Raw genomic sequence first — 18,334 nt, 5'->3', positions numbered from 1 at the left:
CTATGGGGGTGAGGGCGGAGGTGGCGAAGATGCAGATTCTTGCAAGCACCATGCCCACACCTCGGCCGACGTTAGTCGCGTCAGTTGCATCAACTCGCTGTCAGCAGATTCCGACCTCGGAAGCACTGAATTGTCTGGTGGGGCAACGCTCGAATCCATTCGCTCTTATGTGTTTTACGACTCGTTTAATCCGTCGGTCGTCAGCTCCTTTCCTCTGCTTGGAGATCTAAGCAATGACGTGGCAGTAGGGATTGCGCCGGTCGAGGTGGCGGTGCCGGCGGTCGCCACGGCGGTCGATACTGTGAGCACGAGGCCCAACGACGTGATTGGCGCGATTGCGCCGATCGAGGCGGCGGTGCCGCCGGCACTGGCACCGACGACCGACACCGTCGGCGCGCTGCCTAACGACGTAGTTGGAACGATCGCGCCGGTGGAGGCGGCGGCGCCGCCGGCACTGGCGACGGCAACCGACAGCGTCAGCACGCTACCCAACGACATGGTTGGCGCGATTGAGGCGGTCGAGGCGGCGGTAGCGCCGGCACTCGCCACGGCGACCGACACCGTGAGCGCGTTATCCAACGACATGATTGGCGCAATTGCGCCGATCGAGGCGGCGGCGCAGCCGACACTGGCGACGGCAACCGACAGCGTCAGCGCGCTGCCTGACGACGTAGTTGGAACGATTGCGTCGGTCGAGGCGGCGGTGACGACGGCGACCGACAGCGTCAGCACGCTATCCAACGACGCGGTTGGCGCAATTGCGCCGGTCGAGGTGGCGGCGCCGCCGGCACTGGCGACGGCAACCGACAGCGTCAGCACGATACCCAACGACATGGTTGGCGCGATTGAGGCGGTCGAGGCGGCGGTAGCGCCGGCACTCGCCACGGCGACCGACACCGTGAGCACGTTATCCAACGACATGATTGGCGCAATTGCGCCGATCGAGGCGGCGGCGCAGCCGACACTGGCGACGGCAACCGACAGCGTCAGCACGCTGCCTGACGACGTCGTTGGCGCGATCGCGCCGGTCGAGGCGGCGGTGCCGCCGGCGCTTGCGACGGCGACCGACACCGTCAGCGCGCTATCCAACGACGTGGTTGGCGCAGTCGCGCTGGTGCAGGCGGCGGTGCCGCCGACGCTGGCGACGGCGAGCGACAGCGTCAGCACGCTGCCTAGCGACGTAGTTGGAACGATTGCGCCGGTCGAGGCGGCGGTTGCGACGGCGACCGACTCCGTCAGCGCGCTGCCCAACGACGTGGTCGGCGCAATTGCACCGGTCGAGGCGGCAGTGCCGCCGGCGCTGGCGACGGCGAGCGACAGCGTCAGCACGCTGCCTGACGACGTAGTTGGCGCGATTGCGCCGGTGGAGGCGGCGGTGCCGCCGGCACTGGCGACGGCGACCGACACCGTCAGCGCGCTGCCCAGCGACGTGGTTGGGGCGATCGCGCCGGTGGAGGCGACGGTACCGCCGGCACTCGCCGCGGCGACCGACACCGTGAGCACGCTATCCAACGACGTGGTTGGCGCAATTGCGCCGATCGACATGGTTGGCGCGATTGAGACGGTCGAGGCGGCGGTAGCGCCGGCAATCGCGACGGCGAGCGACAGCGTCAGCACGTCGTCCAACACCATGATTGGCGCGATCGCGCCGGTCGAGGCGGCGGTGCCGCCGACACCGGCGACGGCGACCGACAGCGTCAGCACGCTATCCAACGACGTGGTTGACGCAATTGCGCCGGTCGAGGCGACGGTGCCGACGCTCACGACCTTGGCCGACATTGCGGGCTCGCTGCCCAACGATGTGGTTGGCGCGATCGCGCCGGTCGAGGCGGCGGTCCCGCCGGCACTGGCGATGGCGACCGACAGCGTCAGCACGCTATCCAACGACGTGGTTGGCGCAATTGCGCCGGTGGAGGCGGCGCAGCCGACGCTCACGACCTTGGCCGAAACCTCGGGCACGCTGCCCGACGACGTGGTCGGCGCGATTGCGCCGGTCGAGTCGGCGGCGCAGCCGACGTTATCGACTCTGGCCGACACCGCGAGCACGCTGCCCGATGACGTGGTTGGAACAATTGCGCCGCTCGAGGCTACGGTTCCGCCGGCGCTTGCGACGGCGACCGACACCGTGAGCACGGTAAGCAACGAGGTGGTTGGCCAGACGACGGGTCCAGACACTCAGTCGACCGCGTTGTCGCAAACGGTTGCATCGGACAGCACGGGAACTTACACCCTTGATAGTTCAGCATCACCCCTTGAGATCGCGGAGGCGGAACTGACCACGGGTAACGATGCCCCTGGTGATGTATCACAGGCCACCGATGTGGCTGGCAATGCCGTTGCGAGTGGCGCGCCGGTCCTTGACACGAGCGCACCTGTGCTAACCACCACAGTTGCCGCTCTGACCGATCCGGCCGGCGACGTGTCGCATCCCGTCGACACGGACAACGTGGCTGGCGATGCTTTGGCGAGTGCGGCGCCCGCTGCTAACACCAGCGAGCCTGCGCTCGCCACAACGGCTGCCGCTCTGGCAGATGCGCCGAGCGACGTGTCGCAACCTGCCGACACGGGTAGTGTGGCTGCCGATGCTCTGGCGAGTACGGTGCCAGTCCCTGACACGAGCGAGCCGGTGCTCGCGACAACGGCTGCCGCTCTGACCAATCCGAGCAGCGACGTGTCGCATCCGGCCGACCCCGGCAGTGTAACTAGCGACGCTCTGGCGAGTGCGGCGCCGGTCGCTGACACCACCGAGCCGGTGCTCAGCAGCGCTGGAGACTCGCTCAGCAACCCCGTGACCGAACCGGTAGAGCCGGCCGTGCCGGACACAAGCAGCGCTCAAACTTCTGAATCGGCCGACACGCTCCTTGCGCTCGCCACCACCGCTGACACACCGATCGAGAGTTCGGGATCCGCCACCACTGCCTCGGAGAACGTCGTGACGGACACATCGAATGCCACGGCGACGACCACCGCGGCGAGCGATGTGATCGCGTTGAACGATGCGCCACCGCCCGCGGCAGATTCGCTGTTCAACGGAACCCAGTATACAGACTATGGCGTCACGCTCAGCAGCGACATCGCGCCCCCTCAGACTGCCGTGTCTCAGGCGGACGCCGCATCGGCTCAAGACATTTCCGCGCCGGTGGCTGCCGATGTCCAAAAAGTGGCGCCGCCGCCGCCCGACATTGTGGATAATACTCCGATCGATCACGTTGGAACTCATGATGCCATCCTCTAGTGGGGGCAACCATGGCAGCTGTCGAGACACTGGACGATCCGCCGCGCAACCACTCAGGAACTCAAATTCGCGTCATACCCCGCGGCGTGGCCCGCGACTATGTCGGACCTGTCGACGCGCTAGCCACCTGGCGTTCGGTCGCGCGCACCAACCTGATAGCGGTCGCGGCATTTTCGGTTGTTGTGAATCTGCTGATGCTCACCTTGCCGATCTACCTCTTTCAAATATCCGATCGCGTGCTGACGAGCCGTAGTTTCGAGACACTGCTGATGCTCTCGGCTCTCGCGCTGACATTCATCGGTATCCTCGCGATCGTCGACATTCTGCGTCGGCAGGTGCTGGGGCGTCTCGCCACCAAGATGGAGGCGGTGCTCGGCGGCGCCGTGCTGGCGAGCAGCATCAACAACGCCAGGGCTGGCGAGGGCGGAACCATCCAGGCGATCCGCAGCCTTCATCAGGTGCGGAGCTTCATCTCGAGCCCTATCATGCTTTTACTGATGGACGCGCCCCTCTCGCCCCTCTACTTCGCAGTCATATTCCTCGTTCACCGAGATCTGGGCTGGATCGCAGTCTTATCGGGTTTGGTCCTGGCACTTATTGCGCTGATCAACCAGAAAGCGACCTCGGAGCGTCTGAGCGAGGCTGGCCTGCATGCCGCCGAAGCCGATGCGGCGGCGGAGTCGCTGGCGCGAAATTCGCAGGTGATCAATGCGATGGGAATGCTCAGCGAAAGCATTCTCCACTGGGGGCGCCGGCAGGCGCCGGCGCTGACGGTGCAGAGCCAGGCCCTTGACCGGAATTTCTGGATCAGCGGTGCGTCGAAATTCGTCCGCCTCGTGGCCCAGATTACGATCCTCGGTACCGGTGCCTATCTGGCCCTGCACGCCGAGATCACCGGGGGCATGATGATCGCGGCTTCGATCATCGCCGGCCGCGCCCTGCAGCCGCTCGAGGGTTTGATCGAGGGATGGCGCAGCTGCGTGCAGGCGCGATCGGCCTATGCCCGTGTCAAGCAGGCGGTTGAGTCATTCCAGCGTGAGGCGCCCAAGCTGCGCTTGCCGAGACCACAAGGGCGCCTGAGCGTTGATCGGGTCTTGTATCTGCCGCCCGGCTCAAAGGAGCCGGTGCTCAATGGTGTGTCGCTCGAGCTCGCGCCCGGCGAGTCTTTGGCCATTGTCGGACCGTCAGGCTCGGGCAAGTCGACGCTCGCGCGTATTCTGGTGGGGTGCCTGGTGCCGACCGCCGGTAAGGTCAGGCTGGACGGAACGGAGCTGCGCAACTGGGATCGCCGCCAGTTCGGGGAATATAGCGGTTACCTGCCTCAGGAGGTCGAGCTATTTCCCGGCACCATCAAGCAGAACATCTGCCGCATGCGCGATGACTTGCCGGACGAGAGCATCTATGAGGCTGCGATTTTGTCTGGCATTCACGACATGGTCTGCCAGTTGAAGCAAGGATACGAGACCGTGCTTGACCGCAGTGGCGGGCCGCTCTCGGGAGGACAGAAGCAGCGCATCGCGCTCGCCCGAGCTTTCTTCGGCAATCCGTCCCTCGTCGTGCTCGACGAGCCCAACTCGAATCTCGACGCAGCGGGCGAGCAGGCTCTGACCGAAACCCTGCAGCGCGCCAAGAGGCGGGGGGTCACCGCAGTGGTCGTAACCCTGCGCCCGGCGCTACTGAACAGCGTTGACAAAGTGCTCATACTGCGGGCCGGACGCGCGGAAGCATTCGGCTCTCCGAGTGAGGTGTTGCATCGGCTGGTTCGGTCGCCCGCCAGGGTCGGCGGAGAGGCGCCGGAGCAGCCGCAACCCATCGAATCCTCGGGCGGGTGACCAGCGCGGGAGGACAGCATGAGAGCGGTAACGGACGACATCGGCGAGTGGTATCGCGGTGTTCCGCTGAGCGCCAAATGGCCCATCTTCACCGGCCTCGCCATCTTGGTTGTTTGGCTCGGGTGTTTCGGCGTTTGGGCCGCAGTCGCTCCCCTCAACAGTGCGGTCGTCGCCTCGGGCACGTTCGTGGCTACCGGGCAGAACAAGCTTGTCCAGCACTTCGAGGGCGGCATCATCCGCGAGATTGCGGTCAAGGACGGGGATGCCGTCGAGGCCAACCAGGTCCTGGTTCGCATGGACGATACCGCTGCCAACGCCAAGCTGAAACGGCTGGTTTTGAAGAAGTATCGACTGCTCGCGATGAAGGCGCGTCTGGAAGCTGAAATGAGCTCTTCTGACGCAATCGAAACCCCGGCCGCATTCAGCGAGAACGCACGTGATCCAGAAATCAAAGCGATTCTTGAGCGGCAACGTGCCGAGCTTCAGGCCCGCCGGGCAAGTCTGGTGACCGACGAAAGCGTACTCCTAAAGCAAATCGCTGGGCTGGAGGAAAGCATCCGCGGATATCAGGCGCAAGTTCAGTCCACCAAAGAGCGAATTTCCTTGTTCGCCGAAGAGCTGAAGGACAAGAATTCGCTTCTTGGCCAGCAGTTGGTCCGCAAGTCGGATGTGCTTGCGTTGCGACGCTCAGAGGCGGGTCTCGGGGGTGAGCTAGGCGAATATCTCGGCCGCATCGCCGATTCGAGGGAGCGGATCGCTCAGGCGAACGAAAGAATAGCGCAGCTCCACACGACGGCGCTTCGGGAGGCGATCAAGGAGTTGCGCGAGACCGAGGCGGAGCTGGACGACGGAGAGGAGCAGATTCGCGCCGCTCAGGATGTGGTCGATCGGGTCGATGTCCGGTCGCCGGTTCGAGGTATTGTGGTGAAGAACAACTTCCATACACCGGGCGGCGTCGTCTCTCCTGGTGCCGTGATCCTTGAGCTCCTGCCGATTGGCGACGAGCGCATCATCGAGGCACATGTGAACCCCAAGGACATTTCGCACGTGAGTGTCGGCCAGGAGGCGCTGGTGCGGCTGTCGGCGCTCAACCAGCGCATCACGCCCATGGTCGGGGCGAGCGTCATCTACGTGTCAGCGGACGCCTTGGCGGAGCAGGTGCAAGGGAAGACAGAAACCCGTCCCGACGGCGACACGCGTCGGGAATTCTATGTTGTCCGGGTGCGCCTGGATCAGGACGATATTCTCAGGCAAATGCCTGAATTCATCCCGACGCCCGGGATGCCCGCGGACGTTTACATCAAGACCGGAGAGCGTACGTTTTTCGAGTACATCATGAAGCCTGTCCTCGACAGCTTCTCCCGGGCGTTCCGCGAAACCTGAAGCGAGCATTTGCGCAGCACGTTCTCATGAACGCCAAGGTCGCGGCCCGCTTGCGCCACGACACCCCGCGTTCCCTGACTAGCTTGACCGCCGCGACCTGGAACTCTCGACTGAACTTCCGTCTCTGCATGACCTATCTACAACAGCATCCGCCGTCATTCGACGATCGGGTACGTCAGTCCAGTTGAGTTCGAGCGCAAGGTGGGATTAGCTTAACCGGGTGTCCAGCAAACCGGCAGCAGCTCAATCCTCACAAGCGCAGGGCAGGAGTATCCGAGCGGGGGGTCCGCCTCCATTGCAGAGTGTATCGCAAAGCATCCGGGTGGCAACGCGAGCGGCACCTTGCAGGCTGCCGGCGATTGATCATCGAGCCGGCGGAGTGCCACATGGCCAAGGCGAGCAGCTTGGGAACCGCGGGAAGCTTATGGGAGCTTTCTTGTAAATGCGTTCGATCAGCGCCGCCCTTGGACGGTCCTGGTCCTTGTTAACTCTCTTCGAAGGCTGCCGGCGGTTTTATCAGCCTATGGAAATGCAGGGGTAGACCAGACCCCCTTGCAGCTGAATCTCGAGAAACCTCCCGGCGACGTCCTTCCGGATCTGTGCCGAAGAATGTCTAGGCAGGGTCAGATTTCCTGCACTGTGAATCACGAGGCCAGCGACAATCCGCTTGAGAAGAACGGTGATGTTCACTCTTCTAGCGTAGCGTCGCTCCTGATCGGAAGAGAGGCCTTTGATTTCTTGGACAAGATCGAGCAGCCCTGCCTTTAGCTCGTCGCCTGCTTGGTCGAACAATGCTGGGTGAGCCAGAAAAGCAAGAACGGTGATCTCAAAGTCTTTGTATGTCCAGGCGGAGCGGCTACAGGCGCCATCACTCAAGACCTGCTCGCATACGAGGACCTGCACATTCGAAATCCGATGGAAGATGACTTTGCTGCCGCAATGGGCACACAAGCATAGGTCACCGAAGATGTTAGCGAGATCATTTCCTTTGCGCCCACGATGCGCCAGATTCTGTTGGCGTGCCGCCTGCGCAGCATCAAAAGTGGCCTTGTCTATGACTGCAGGGTAATAGCCGGAAATGGGATGGCCGCTCGGGATACCCCTCTTATGGCCCCCGGCGAAGGACTTCGGCTGGTACTCACCGTAGGTCGCGCGGTTCCTGAGCATGGAGTCTATGGTGGTGTTGTCCCAGTTAAGCGATTGGGTGAAGGCCGGCACCTTTTGTTCGTCGAGATAATTCGCGATGGCGTAGCTGCCCATCCCGCCGATTGCGAGTTGGAAAATCTTTCGCACGGTTTCGGCCCGGTCCGGCAGGAACACGAAGGACAACCGGTCTTGAGTAAGGCCAAGCCAACTTGGCGCCGCTGAGATCTTTTTGCTGCTCTCTTTAGACATAGTGATCCTGGGTCCCGAATGGGTGGCTGCGCCGTCGAAGCGGACACTCGATTCGTCCTTAAGAGCAAATCGATTCCCGCCTTTCAGGGCGCCGGAGGTGCATGTTCCCGCGCTGGGACCCGTTCGTTGGCGAAGCACTCACGCAGCTGTGAGCGCCAAAATTGTCATCCCTAACAATAGCTTAAACAAACATGCCCCTCAAGAAGTTGCGTGATTTTTGTGCAACACCTGTCCGAAAACAAGTTTCATGGTCCCGTTTCGAAGCGTTCTCTTGTTGTGTGTGCACGGGGCATCAAGCATGGTGACTGCGCGACGGAGGGGGGCATCCCAAGGTCGTCCCGTTTAGGTCATTCGCTTAAGTCCCTCGCGTTCATGCGGGTGTGTCCGAAGACGCGAAGGAGCCCAAAGCGGTGATTTAGAGGGGGTTGGGGAATTGGCCGTCCGGTCAGTGACCTTCCCTGAAGAGCAACTTGGAGGTTTAACATGAAGTTGGTTAAGAGCCTTTTGCTCGGCTCAGCGGCGGGTCTGATCGCCGTGGGCGGAGCTCAAGCAGCCGATCTGCCCGTGAAGGCCAAGGCGGTCGAATACGTGAAGATCTGCTCGCTGTACGGAGCCGGGTTCTACTACATCCCGGGCACCGACACCTGCATCAAGCTGGGTGGTTATCTGCGCGCTGAAGTCGCGCTGAACAGCAACTCGGTTTTCAGCGGTCAGCTCACCGGCAATAACGGTGCGCGTAACCGTCTGACGAACTACTACACCATGCGCGCTCGTGAAGATCTCAACATCGACACGCGCACCGCGACCGAGTACGGCGTTGTCCGTACCTTCTTTGACGGCGTGTTCTCCTGGACCACCGGCAACTACTCCGGCACCGGCAGCGCGTTCGGTGGCACTGCCTACAGCAGCACGCTGGCGCTCAACACCTCCGGCGTCAGCCCGGCGCTCGTTGGTTCGTCGATCAACGGCACCGACGGCGCGACCTCCGGCGGTTCGCTCGGCGTGTACTACGCCTTCATCCAGTTCGCTGGCTTCACCATGGGTAAGGCCGTGTCGCAGTTCGACGCGCCCTGGACCAACTATCCCGGCAACAACTTCGACAGCCTCGTCGGCGGCAGCGGCACGGTCACTGGTGTCAACCAGTTCACCTACACCGCTGACTTCGGTCAGGGCGTGACGGCGTCGTTCTCGGCTGAAGACGCGACGGCTTACTACCAGGCCGGCAACGTCAATTTGGCAGGCGCGTCTGCTGCCGGTATCGTCGGTGGCGCATATGGCACGAACAACATCGGCGGCTCGCGTTCGCCGAACCTCGTCGGTATGGTTCGTGTCGACCAGGCCTGGGGTCTGTTCCAGGCGTCGGTCGCTGCGCATGACAACCACGTTGCCTACTATGGCCCGACCGAAGTCACTGGCCACCCCGACGACAAGTGGGGTTGGGCTGTTCAGCTCGCTCTGTCGATCAAGAACATCCCGACTGGTGCGGGTGACGTGATCAACATTTCGGGCGTCTACACCGACGGTGCGACCCGCTACAACTTCCAGAACCTGGCGGGCGGCAGCTACTCGATGTTCGGCAGCTCGGGCGTTGCCTACCAGAGCGTCGGCTTTGCCTATGCTCCGGACACCGTGTTCACCTCGGCGGGCGGTGGCTCCTCGCAGGAGACCGTGAAGACCTGGGGCTTCCGTGGTGCCTACACCCACAACTGGGATCCCTACTGGAACACCGCGCTGTACGGTGCCTACGCTCAGGCGCAGTTCGGCTCGCTGGCTAAGACCAGCCTTTGCGGTGTCGGTGGTACGTTCGCGATCGCTGGCGTGACCTCGTGCAACCCCGACTTCGCCATTGGCCAGGTCGGTATCATCACCCGCTGGACCCCGGTCAAGAACCTCACGTTCTCGGCTGACCTCAACTGGACCCATCTGGACCAGAAGTACGCGGGCGTCTTCGCTTACGCCGGTGCGGGCACAACGGCCAAGCCGGCCGCTGCGTACGAGCTGAAGGATCAGGACACCATCACCCTGCTCCTCCGCGCTCAGCGCAACTGGTAAGTTCGGTCTAACGACTGCGCATTGGAGCTCTTGGCGGGAAGCCGCCGAGAGCTCCTCAGAGCCCTCGGCGGGAGACTGCCGAGGGCTTTGGCGTCTTCGGTAGAGACCGAATGGTCACGAGATTTCGATTGCCAACAGTCGGGCGGCCAGTCGAACATTCTTGGCGATTGCGAAAAGCGCAGTGTTCAACTCAGCCAGCCTTCCTTCACCAAGGTCGGCGAACATCGTTGAGCTCAGGCTTGCCTTCTTTTTAGATAGCTTTGCGATTGCAGTCGTCGCTTGCTCGGTTAATGACATCTGCACGAAGCGGGCATCATCCGAACGAGTTCGGCGCTCAAGAAGGCCGGCCTTTGCGAGGCTCTTGGTCTGACTTGCTACAAACCCCGGATGGACCCTAAGCTTCTTGGCAACGTCAATTCCCGCAACGCCAAGTCCTTTGTCCAAGTCCATTATGGCCATCAACATGAGCCACTGAGGCTCAGTTATACCCAGCAGCCGTGCCCACACTGAGTGGATGTCCCCCAATTGGGAGTGGATCTCGATAATATTCCAGACAAAATCCTTCATGGCTCTGTCGAATTTCGTCTCAATCATGTGAAGTCCTGCTTCTTCTTGCGCCAATACTTCCTAGGTAAAATCGCCGCCGTTGCGCATGCGATTTGTGGGCGTCAAGGTCCTGGAATCGGCCCGATCGGCTGACGTCGTAGACCAGGAGATGGCCAAATCGGTCTGGTTGCTCTCGACATCGTCAAGCAATTGAAGCAGGCCGGTCCTGTTCTTGATGAGGAGTCCGCTCTAGCCCTCGTCTTTGTAGAAGCGAACCAGCGTAAAGTTATGGGCGTGGGCGTACGCCGCGATGACGGCGGCCTGATTTTGAATCGAGTATTGTTGCCGGTCGGTTGACATGCGGACATATGGGGCTGCGCGAAGGAGGAGCGATCTTGGCAGATGAGCCTTGTGAACGATGAGCTCGTTGCTCATGCTTCACCTCATCAGAGCTCGAGTTGCGAAGACATAGAACTACTTGGTCTGTCGCTGTTCAAGCATGAATCAGGTGAACGGGTCGGTTGGATTGCTGCGCTTGCGAATTGCTTTGTGGCTCTATCTCTCCACCGCGATCAGCCGGCCAAGCAACGCAGCCGCGTCGTGCCGGCTCGCTTGATAGAGATGCGCAATGGGAAGCTTGCTCGGCTGCGGGCTTTTGCACGGGTCTCAGTCGCGCTGGCGATCTAGCTCGGTCTCCCTCAGACGCGCGGTCGGCGCAGCGGTCCACTGAGGAAGCGTTGATTCCTGATCTCGCGCAGGAGCAGCATGCGCTTGGTCTGTGCGGCATTGAGCAGCCCCTCGAACAGGACCAGGACCTCGCGCGCCTGCACATAGACTTCGGTGCTGATGGCATGGTGGTCAAAGCCATAGGTCGCAAGCCGCGCGTCGATCTCGGCCGCAGCGATGGGATCACACCGCCAGCTCAACGCATTTTGCAGCGTATGGTACTCGGCCTCCGCTTCGAACTCGGGATCGATCCCGACCAAATCGATGCGCCGCAACGTCGCCTCAACCGCCTTGTGGCGATAGGTCTCGAGCAATTTATGCCGCAACATGCGGTAGCGCTGGATGTCCCAGGACAGCTCGGCGACATCGATTGCGAGCAACCACTCGATGGCGGATTGCGGCGCAAGGTCGGCAAAGATCGCCTGCCGGAGTGCGTGGTAGTGTTCGAGCTGTTCGCCCGGCAGCAGCAGGGGCGGCGGCGCCAAGGCTTCCAACTCGACCGGCACTGGTGAGACGGTGAGCTCGCGCGTGGATCGGAATAGACCGTTCATCCGGCTGCCTCCGAACCCAGGTTGGCGGCAAGCGGCGCGGCCTCGGCCGCAGCGTGGACCGGGCTTGCGGCCCACAGGTCCTGGGCGACCGGCAATGGCGCGATCTGCAGGTTCGCCCACCACGCGCGCTCGTTGCCGTGCAGGTGCAGCTCGTGGTGATGGGTGCGGCACAACGGCACGGTGAACTCATCGCTGACCTTTCGGCCGAGCGCCCTGGCTTGGGCGAATTTCAGATGATGGGCATCGCATGGGGTTTGCCGGCACACCAGGCAGGGCTGCTCGCGGACAAATAACAGGTGCGCCTTGCTGCGCTTGCGCGGCGGCTCCTTGGGATGGGCGAGCCCGGCTTCAGGCAGCGTCGGCTGCAGCCCGGCTTCGGCGTTCAGGTCGGCGGCTTGGACCGATGGGAGCGAATTTCCATCTGAGGTGGCCAGCGGTTCGGCCGTGCTGGCTGCCCGATCTGAGGCAGTTTCGAGCTTGGCCCGATAGGCGGCCTCGACGACCCGGGCGTCGGCTTCCAGCAGGGTATTCTTGCGCGGCAGGCTGGCCTTGGCCCAGGCGAGCAGGTCCGGGCTCGCGGTCAGCAATGCGAGCTGGTGTAAGAGGTGGTCGCGGAGTTCGGCGGACTGTGGCGGCCCCAGCAGCGGTGCACGGTTGAGAACGCCTTTGGCTGGCTTGGGCGGCGTGCCAGGGGCTGCTTGCGGCCCTGCGGGCAGGGGGCCGGCCACCGCGTCCGGGGCGTCCAGATCATCCTCGCCGGCAATCCCGACCAGCGCGAACAGGGCATAGCGTCGGGCGTAGGTCAGCGCCGCGCCCATGCGGTGCGGCGCCTCGACGTCCCTTGCGGCGCAGACCGGCCAGTCCGAGGAAATCCACTCGCCGGAGGAATGGGCGAGCAGGGTGGTGAGGTGGATATGGCCGGTGCTGGCCTCGACCCGGGTGGTCTGGATGGTGGCTATCTCCTGCTGGCTCAGGGTCTTGCGCACGATGTCGAGGCCGCTCGCCAGCGAGGCGGATCGTTGCCCAGTTTGGGGATTTCATCGCCGATCGAAGCTATCGTCATGCCGTGCGCAACGGCATCATTTCTCATTGTGAAATGCGGCCATCAGGCGTGATTGTATTCGAATCAGCGCATTGCTCAATCTCGCGGCTTCTTCAAACCGCGTCTCCGAGTAAGGCACCCCGGATTTTGGATCGTGGAGAAGCGCCTCGGCCGCTTCAGAGAGACGACGCAGCGGAGTCCCGAGCCATTGCGCCGCCAGGAAGAGCAGCGCCAATGCCGTGAGGGCGCCAGCACCGAGAATGACCCAGAATGACCGGACCAATGCCCGGGTTCCTGCCATGGCGTCATTCGCATTCTGGCGGATCAGAAGAGACCAGCCGAAACTCGGGAGGTCTACATAGCGAATGGTGGGGACGACCACCGTGAAGTATTCTTTGCCGTCCGGCCACCGCTCGCTCAGAAAACTCGTCGTGACCCGATTGGCCGCATGTGCGGAGCCGATGTTGAGTGGCTTGTTGATGAGATCGGGCGGTCCGAACAGAACGACTCGATCTCGCGAAAGAAGAAGGACCTCGATGCCTGATGCTTGCAAGGATTCCAGGCCCTGTGCCACCCATTTCCAGTTCAGCTGCGCCCCAATCACGCCAGCGACGGAACTGCCGCGCTGCAAGGGTGCCGCCATTTCGATGAAGCGGTAGGCATCTGGCGACGCAGGCAACAGATTTCCGAGCTGCTGCGCTTCATGAACGTCGATGGCGGACGTTACATCGAGGCCGCGCCTGAACCATTGCCTTTGGGCAACGCTTTCGCCCTCAAGCATTCCATCCTTGGCAGCCAGCACTTTGCCCTTCAGGTCCGTGATGCCGAGCCAGGAATAGCGGTTGTCCAGGCGGCTCATGAACTGGATTTCGTCGCGCGCGCTTGCCGGGTTGCTCGGGTCGATCAGGGTGGCGAGCCGCGCCACGTCCATCCAGACGCCGTAGAGCCGGCGCGCCAGCAGGCCGGCGCTCAAGTCACCGCGAATCGTCAGCTTCTCCGCTTCCAGTTGCTCGCCTCTCTGCTGCAGGGCTGCGGCATAGAGTGTTGCGGTTACGATGGCGGGTACCAGCATAAGCGTGGCGCCTCCGAAGAAGACGATGGTACGCAAGCTCAACCGTCGACCTGCCATGCCACCTCCTTAATGGGTTAGAGCTCGTGCCAATTCGCGGATCATGCGAACAATGTCTGCCCGATCAGACCCCGGCACGGCTCGCGCGGTATGGAGCTTCTCGATGAGTTGTGCGCGCTGCTCCGCAGTAGGCGCGAACTTCAGTCGGTAGCCATCGCGCGTATGGGCGAGAATGTGCGCTTCGATGTCGCCGATCTCCGGGATGGTCAGCTTCCCCGTCGTTCCCGGCGAAAGACCGACCGGTCCGGTTATTCGTGCGCCTTCCGGACCAAGATTGACGAGCCAGCCGCGGTGTTTTTCGTCCCCGATCATCAACGTGGTGGGTTCGGGAGTTTGTCGCTGCGGCCGGTTGTACCGGGGCCGTTCGATGCACACCGCGATTGCCACCAGCAGGACCAGGATATTATAGATCGTCCAGAACATGACGATCGCTACGCCGTCGCCGGCTGTCGACGAAGTATTGAAGATGAAATCGGAGTTCAGCGGCGCGGCCAGGCCGCCGACGGTCAACCCGAGCAGAATCAGGAACGGTCGCATCAATGACCATTGGACAACGATCCTGGTTCTGTCCCCGCCCTTGGTTGTTACCGAGAACCTGTGCGGTCCCTTCGTCAATAGGCCCAGTGCGGCAGCCCGACAGACAGACCCGGCGGCGATCAGCTGCGCGACGTCGTTCAGGACCGGAATGAACAGTCCCTTTGAAAGCCAGTTCAGGACCACCAGCATCGCCAAATAGTATGGCACGTAGTATCTGATGACATCGACGAGCGATGCGTTCACGATCGTAACGCCGCCCCACCAGAACAACAGGGGACAGATCAGGCTGGCAATCCGGAACGGGAAGGTGCTGATCCAATAGAGGAAGGAATCCAATACACTGAGCCGATGTATCAATCCGAGCCGATGCGTGCCGAGCGGATTGTACAGATCGCGGACAATCTGCATCAGACCAAGGCACCAACGGCCACGCTGGACGATATATTCCCGCAAGCCTTCCGGAGCCAATCCTTCCGTCAGCGGCTCATTGAGGTAGACGGTTCTCCAACCATTGCCCGCAAGCTTCAGCGTGAGCAGGAAATCTTCCGTCACGCTTTCCGTCGGAAGCCCGCCGATCTGCTCAACCGCCTGAACCCGCATCATCGATGAGGTGCCGCAGCAAATCGCTATGCCCCAGGCATCACGTGCGGGCTCGACATTGTCGAAGAAGTGGCGTTGCTCGTCCGGATAGGCTGAGCTGATGCCGAGGTTATGCTGGATCGGATCCGGATTGAAGAAGTGCTGGGGCGTCTGCACGAGCCCAACACTCGGGTCGTGAAATAGCGCGAGTGCCCGATCTATAAAATCGACGTGTGGAACGAAATCCGTATCGAGCACGGCCACGAAATCCGGGCGGTCCGCATCCCGCGTTCGTTCGGCAAGTGCATGGTTGATGTTTCCAGCCTTCGCGTGCGCGTTGTCGGAGCGCACCATGTAGCCGACGCCGTGCTGCTCGCAAGCCTGGCGGAGCCAATCCCTGCGGCCATCGTCGAGCACAAAAACCCGAAGCCTGGGAAAATGGACGGCCTTCGCGCCGACAATTGTTCGTTCCAATACCTCCAGCCGCTCGTTATAGGTGGTGATGAAAATATCCACTAGCGGCGGCTGTCCGCGCGACCACCATCCGATGTGCCGGTCTGCTTCCGCCGTCCGTTCCTTCACCCGTGTAAGGATGAAGAACGCGATCGACGAGGATAGCACGGTCAACGCCTCGAGCATGGCAAATCCCCAGCTGAACAGCGCGTCGGCTGTCCAGCCGAGTGGTGCCAGAGTTTCGGTGAATCGCCACTCCACGTAGCGCCACGACAAAACGACCGCCGCTCCGAGGAGCAGGGCGCGCCAGTACCATCGAGTCGGGCTGAGCAGCGGCAGGACGGCGAGGCGCAGCCCGACTATGGCGGCGGCTCCCGCAAAGGCGGCCAGGAGTGGTGAGAGCAACAGCATCAGACGCCGTACCGTGTGAGCAACCGACGGAGCCGGGCGATGGGGCCGCTCGAGAAGATAACGCGGCCGGTCCGCCCGATCGCGCAGCCAAGGTCAGGGTGTTCTGCAAGTTCAGGTATAGTCACCGTAACGTCGAAACGCTGCAGATGCTGTGGGCTGGGCCCCACGGCGAGATTCGCGTAAAGCGACGACGCCCCCGATCCGCCAAGTCGAGTGATGGTTCCGTCGAAAATCCGCTCGTCACCGAACAACCGGAACTGGGCTGGCGCTCCAATGGAAAGACTGTCGTAAAGAGCTTCGGAAACGCCGGCCGTGACGATCAGGCTATTGCAGTCGACCACCTTGACGAGGTCTTGACCTCGCCGCGCGAACTCGCCGTCGTCTACCAGAAAATCCCATGCCACGCCTGGCACCCGGGCATTGAGTGCCGCAGAGGTCAATCGATTGACGCGGAGCCGCTCGGCATCAATTTGACGATCGAACTGGGCGGTGCGAGCCTTTACTTGCTGCTCTTCGACCGACAGTTCGGCTAATCGCAGATCGAGTTCACGGATACGCTGGGTCGAAAAGGGTGCGTCGTTGTAGGACTCGCCAATAAACACTCCGTCACGGGCCGAAACGAGTTCCGTCTCGAAGTAGTTGATGCGTTGCTGTGCACTCACCACGTCCTGTTGCGCGACGTCGTATGTCGCGCGAGCTCGATCGAGGTTGGCCACCGTCTGCACGCCGCGAACGTTCAGTTCATTGGCGCGCTTGAAGTCGGCATCTGCTTGGCGCAGTCGTGCGGCAGCGGCATCTTGGGCTGCTCTCGTCTCGGCGATACGCGCTTCAATCTGGCGGATTCGGCCGCGCTGGTAGTCAATCGACTGCGCGTCGAATCCGGTTCTTGCCTGCGACAGGGCTGCTCTCTGCTCGGCGATACGCTTGAGCTCGATCTGCTGGTTGTCGCGATCGCGCTCGAGATTCAGGAGTCGAGCCGTGTCGAATCTTTCATCTGTGATGTCGGCGACCAGTTCCCCGGGGTTGACTCGCGCTCCGATGCTTCTGACGGCGAGCGTTACCCTGCCCTCGATTGGGGCGCGAACGACATAAAGCCGCGCGTTGATAGTGGCGTCCGCCGATGTTCCCGCAAAATGCTCGCCGATAAGAATGTACAGACCGCCGGCCAGGAGCGCTAAGCCGATAACGACACGAGCAAGCCTCATTGGGGACTTCCAACCGCATTCCAGGCCTTAGGTAGCGGCAACTTAGCGGCCGATTTATGGAGGCGAATCGTGATGGTGACGGAACACAGCTTGACGTTGAACCCGAAGTACAATTGCGATGTGCCCGCGTTGGTTGTGAAGACATCCTTCCCGACGCGGTCGCGCACCTGGGATTTGTACTTTGGCAGGGAACGGAATGCCTTGCGCCTGAATTGTCCGCTGGTTCGCACTCCGGCCGGCACAATGAGGAGGTCAGCTCTATGCGTTCGATCTGGTTGTGGTCGACGGTGATAACTTGCGCGAGCTTCCGCCGTTCGGCGCAAGGGCAAGCTCAGTATGCTGTGGCGCCGCAGGCCCGAGGATATCTTCGTGGCGCCGTTCGAGCCCGGCGGGTTCGGGCCACCTGTTCGAGGCGGCGTGCCGGTGAAGCTTGAGGGAATTGTCTCAAAGCACCGCGAGCGGCGCTACCGGCCGCGGCATGCGACTGGGTCAAGGTTAAGAACCGTGCGCACCCTGCGTTCAGCCGCTTCGAGATCAGGGCTAAGGCGCCGGAGGCGATCGACGCAATAGCGGCGCTCCAGGAAGCCACGGCGCTCCACTCCGGGTCTGGGCCGTTGGCGATCTCCTGACTCTCCTCCCACAGTTCGACCAGCTGGCGCACCTCCTCGATCGAGAAGCCCGCCATGACATTCTGAGCGAAGCCATGCTCCATCTCCTCGACTTTGGATTGTGCATCGGCTCGGCCGGCAATACCTTTCGGCATGCCGGGCGGGGAAAAGCGGCGATGGTTTGTTTTCTGATAAGCGCGGCGCGCTCGCCGGCCCTGCATTGGATTCGCGGAACGTTTGCGCTCCGCCTGGCATTTGCCGTTTGCGTCGCCGGGTTTCGAACCTTGATCGGCGCGCATCCGGCCAGCCCCGCAGCTCAGACCAGCCGAGCTGGGGGCACCCCGACCATCACTGAGAGGACAGCATGGCGAAGCCCAAGAAGGCGATGCGGCGCGAATATACCCGCGAGGACGTGAAAGCTCTCAAGGCGCATTCGAAGTCAAAGACGCCGATCGCCAAGATCTCCAAGCAGTTGAAGCGGTCGGTCCCCGCGCTGAGGGCGAAAGCGCACCAGCTCGGCATCGGCGTTGGTCACCAGCGCTGACGCGGGGCGAAACGGAACGGCCCCTGCGATCCAATGGGCCATGATCACCAGAGTCCATAATCGACAGTGTCGCGTGAGGGCTATTTACCTGCAACTTGCAACCTTG

Annotated in this window: 15 protein-coding genes and 1 pseudogene; 6 read left to right on the top strand and 10 right to left on the bottom strand. The window is 62.1% G+C overall.

Annotated features, from left to right (window positions below):
* The first annotated feature begins 238 nt into the window (after nucleotides 1–238).
* The 3 genes from IVA81_RS11150 to IVA81_RS11140 are packed head-to-tail and all read left to right on the top strand — an operon-like array spanning nucleotide 239 to nucleotide 6,450.
* A complete protein-coding gene (locus IVA81_RS11150) occupies nucleotides 239–3,235 on the top strand; it encodes a hypothetical protein (protein WP_247316208.1) in 2,997 nt (998 codons plus the stop codon).
* Nucleotides 3,236–3,246: 11 nt separating this feature from the next.
* A complete protein-coding gene (locus IVA81_RS11145) occupies nucleotides 3,247–5,067 on the top strand; it encodes a type I secretion system permease/ATPase (protein ID WP_247316207.1) in 1,821 nt (606 codons plus the stop codon).
* An 18-nt stretch (nucleotides 5,068–5,085) separates the two neighbouring features.
* Nucleotides 5,086–6,450 carry an HlyD family type I secretion periplasmic adaptor subunit gene (locus tag IVA81_RS11140; RefSeq protein WP_247316204.1) on the top strand — a complete coding sequence of 455 codons (1,365 nt, stop codon included), beginning with the start codon at nucleotides 5,086–5,088 and terminating at the stop codon, nucleotides 6,448–6,450.
* A gap of 8 nt (nucleotides 6,451–6,458) precedes the next feature.
* On the opposite strand, the pseudogene IVA81_RS11135 reads toward IVA81_RS11140, so the two are convergent.
* Nucleotides 6,459–6,580, bottom strand: a pseudogene (locus IVA81_RS11135) (transposase); the annotation flags it as partial.
* A gap of 386 nt (nucleotides 6,581–6,966) precedes the next feature.
* Nucleotides 6,967–7,845 carry a recombinase family protein gene (locus IVA81_RS11130; protein WP_247316202.1) on the bottom strand — a complete coding sequence of 293 codons (879 nt, stop codon included), beginning with the start codon at nucleotides 7,843–7,845 and terminating at the stop codon, nucleotides 6,967–6,969.
* 483 nt (nucleotides 7,846–8,328) lie between these two features.
* Here IVA81_RS11130 and IVA81_RS11125 point away from each other — a divergent pair, with 483 nt between their 5' ends.
* Complete coding sequence (locus IVA81_RS11125) at nucleotides 8,329–9,897, top strand: porin (protein ID WP_247316200.1); 1,569 nt, start codon at nucleotides 8,329–8,331, stop codon at nucleotides 9,895–9,897.
* Between the two features lie 114 nt (nucleotides 9,898–10,011).
* On the opposite strand, the gene IVA81_RS11120 is transcribed toward IVA81_RS11125, so the two are convergent.
* A complete protein-coding gene (locus tag IVA81_RS11120; protein ID WP_247316198.1) occupies nucleotides 10,012–10,491 on the bottom strand; it encodes a MarR family winged helix-turn-helix transcriptional regulator in 480 nt (159 codons plus the stop codon).
* 201 nt (nucleotides 10,492–10,692) lie between these two features.
* Nucleotides 10,693–10,803, bottom strand: coding sequence for a hypothetical protein (locus IVA81_RS11115; RefSeq protein WP_247316246.1), 111 nt, complete (start codon nucleotides 10,801–10,803; stop codon nucleotides 10,693–10,695).
* A gap of 42 nt (nucleotides 10,804–10,845) precedes the next feature.
* On the opposite strand from IVA81_RS11115, the gene IVA81_RS11110 reads away from it, so the two are divergent.
* On the top strand, nucleotides 10,846–11,130 hold the full coding sequence (locus IVA81_RS11110; protein ID WP_247316248.1) for a hypothetical protein: 285 nt from the start codon (nucleotides 10,846–10,848) through the stop codon (nucleotides 11,128–11,130).
* 11 nt (nucleotides 11,131–11,141) lie between these two features.
* Here the strand turns inward: IVA81_RS11110 and IVA81_RS11105 are convergent, their stop codons facing one another.
* The 6 genes from IVA81_RS11105 to IVA81_RS11080 form a co-directional block, all read right to left on the bottom strand.
* Nucleotides 11,142–11,720 (bottom strand): hypothetical protein, encoded by a 579-nt coding sequence (locus tag IVA81_RS11105; protein WP_247316196.1) that lies wholly within the window; start codon nucleotides 11,718–11,720, stop codon nucleotides 11,142–11,144.
* On the bottom strand, nucleotides 11,717–12,706 hold the full coding sequence (locus IVA81_RS11100) for an ERF family protein (RefSeq protein WP_247316194.1): 990 nt from the start codon (nucleotides 12,704–12,706) through the stop codon (nucleotides 11,717–11,719). Before IVA81_RS11100 ends, IVA81_RS11105 begins: the two co-directional genes overlap by 4 nt.
* Nucleotides 12,707–12,799: 93 nt before the next feature.
* A complete protein-coding gene (locus IVA81_RS11095; RefSeq protein WP_247316193.1) occupies nucleotides 12,800–13,891 on the bottom strand; it encodes a hypothetical protein in 1,092 nt (363 codons plus the stop codon).
* Nucleotides 13,892–13,900: 9 nt separating this feature from the next.
* Nucleotides 13,901–15,871 carry a cellulose synthase catalytic subunit gene (locus tag IVA81_RS11090; protein WP_247316190.1) on the bottom strand — a complete coding sequence of 657 codons (1,971 nt, stop codon included), beginning with the start codon at nucleotides 15,869–15,871 and terminating at the stop codon, nucleotides 13,901–13,903.
* Nucleotides 15,871–17,076 (bottom strand): HlyD family efflux transporter periplasmic adaptor subunit, encoded by a 1,206-nt coding sequence (locus IVA81_RS11085; RefSeq protein WP_247316188.1) that lies wholly within the window; start codon nucleotides 17,074–17,076, stop codon nucleotides 15,871–15,873. The genes IVA81_RS11090 and IVA81_RS11085 overlap by 1 nt, the downstream gene beginning before the upstream one ends.
* A 331-nt stretch (nucleotides 17,077–17,407) precedes the next feature.
* Entirely contained in the window at nucleotides 17,408–17,983 is a 576-nt protein-coding gene (locus IVA81_RS11080) for a hypothetical protein (protein ID WP_247316186.1), read from the bottom strand.
* 65 nt (nucleotides 17,984–18,048) lie between these two features.
* Here IVA81_RS11080 and IVA81_RS11075 point away from each other — a divergent pair, with 65 nt between their 5' ends.
* The gene (locus IVA81_RS11075) at nucleotides 18,049–18,228 is read left to right on the top strand and encodes a hypothetical protein (RefSeq protein WP_247316184.1); all 180 of its coding nucleotides are present in this window, start codon (nucleotides 18,049–18,051) and stop codon (nucleotides 18,226–18,228) included.
* The last annotated feature ends 106 nt before the right edge of the window (nucleotides 18,229–18,334 follow it).

Source organism: Bradyrhizobium sp. 141, from assembly GCF_023074055.1.
In the GTDB taxonomy this organism is placed as follows: domain Bacteria; phylum Pseudomonadota; class Alphaproteobacteria; order Rhizobiales; family Xanthobacteraceae; genus Bradyrhizobium.
Note: the sequence above shows the minus strand (reverse complement) of the source record. Positions and strands in the feature narration are given on the sequence as shown.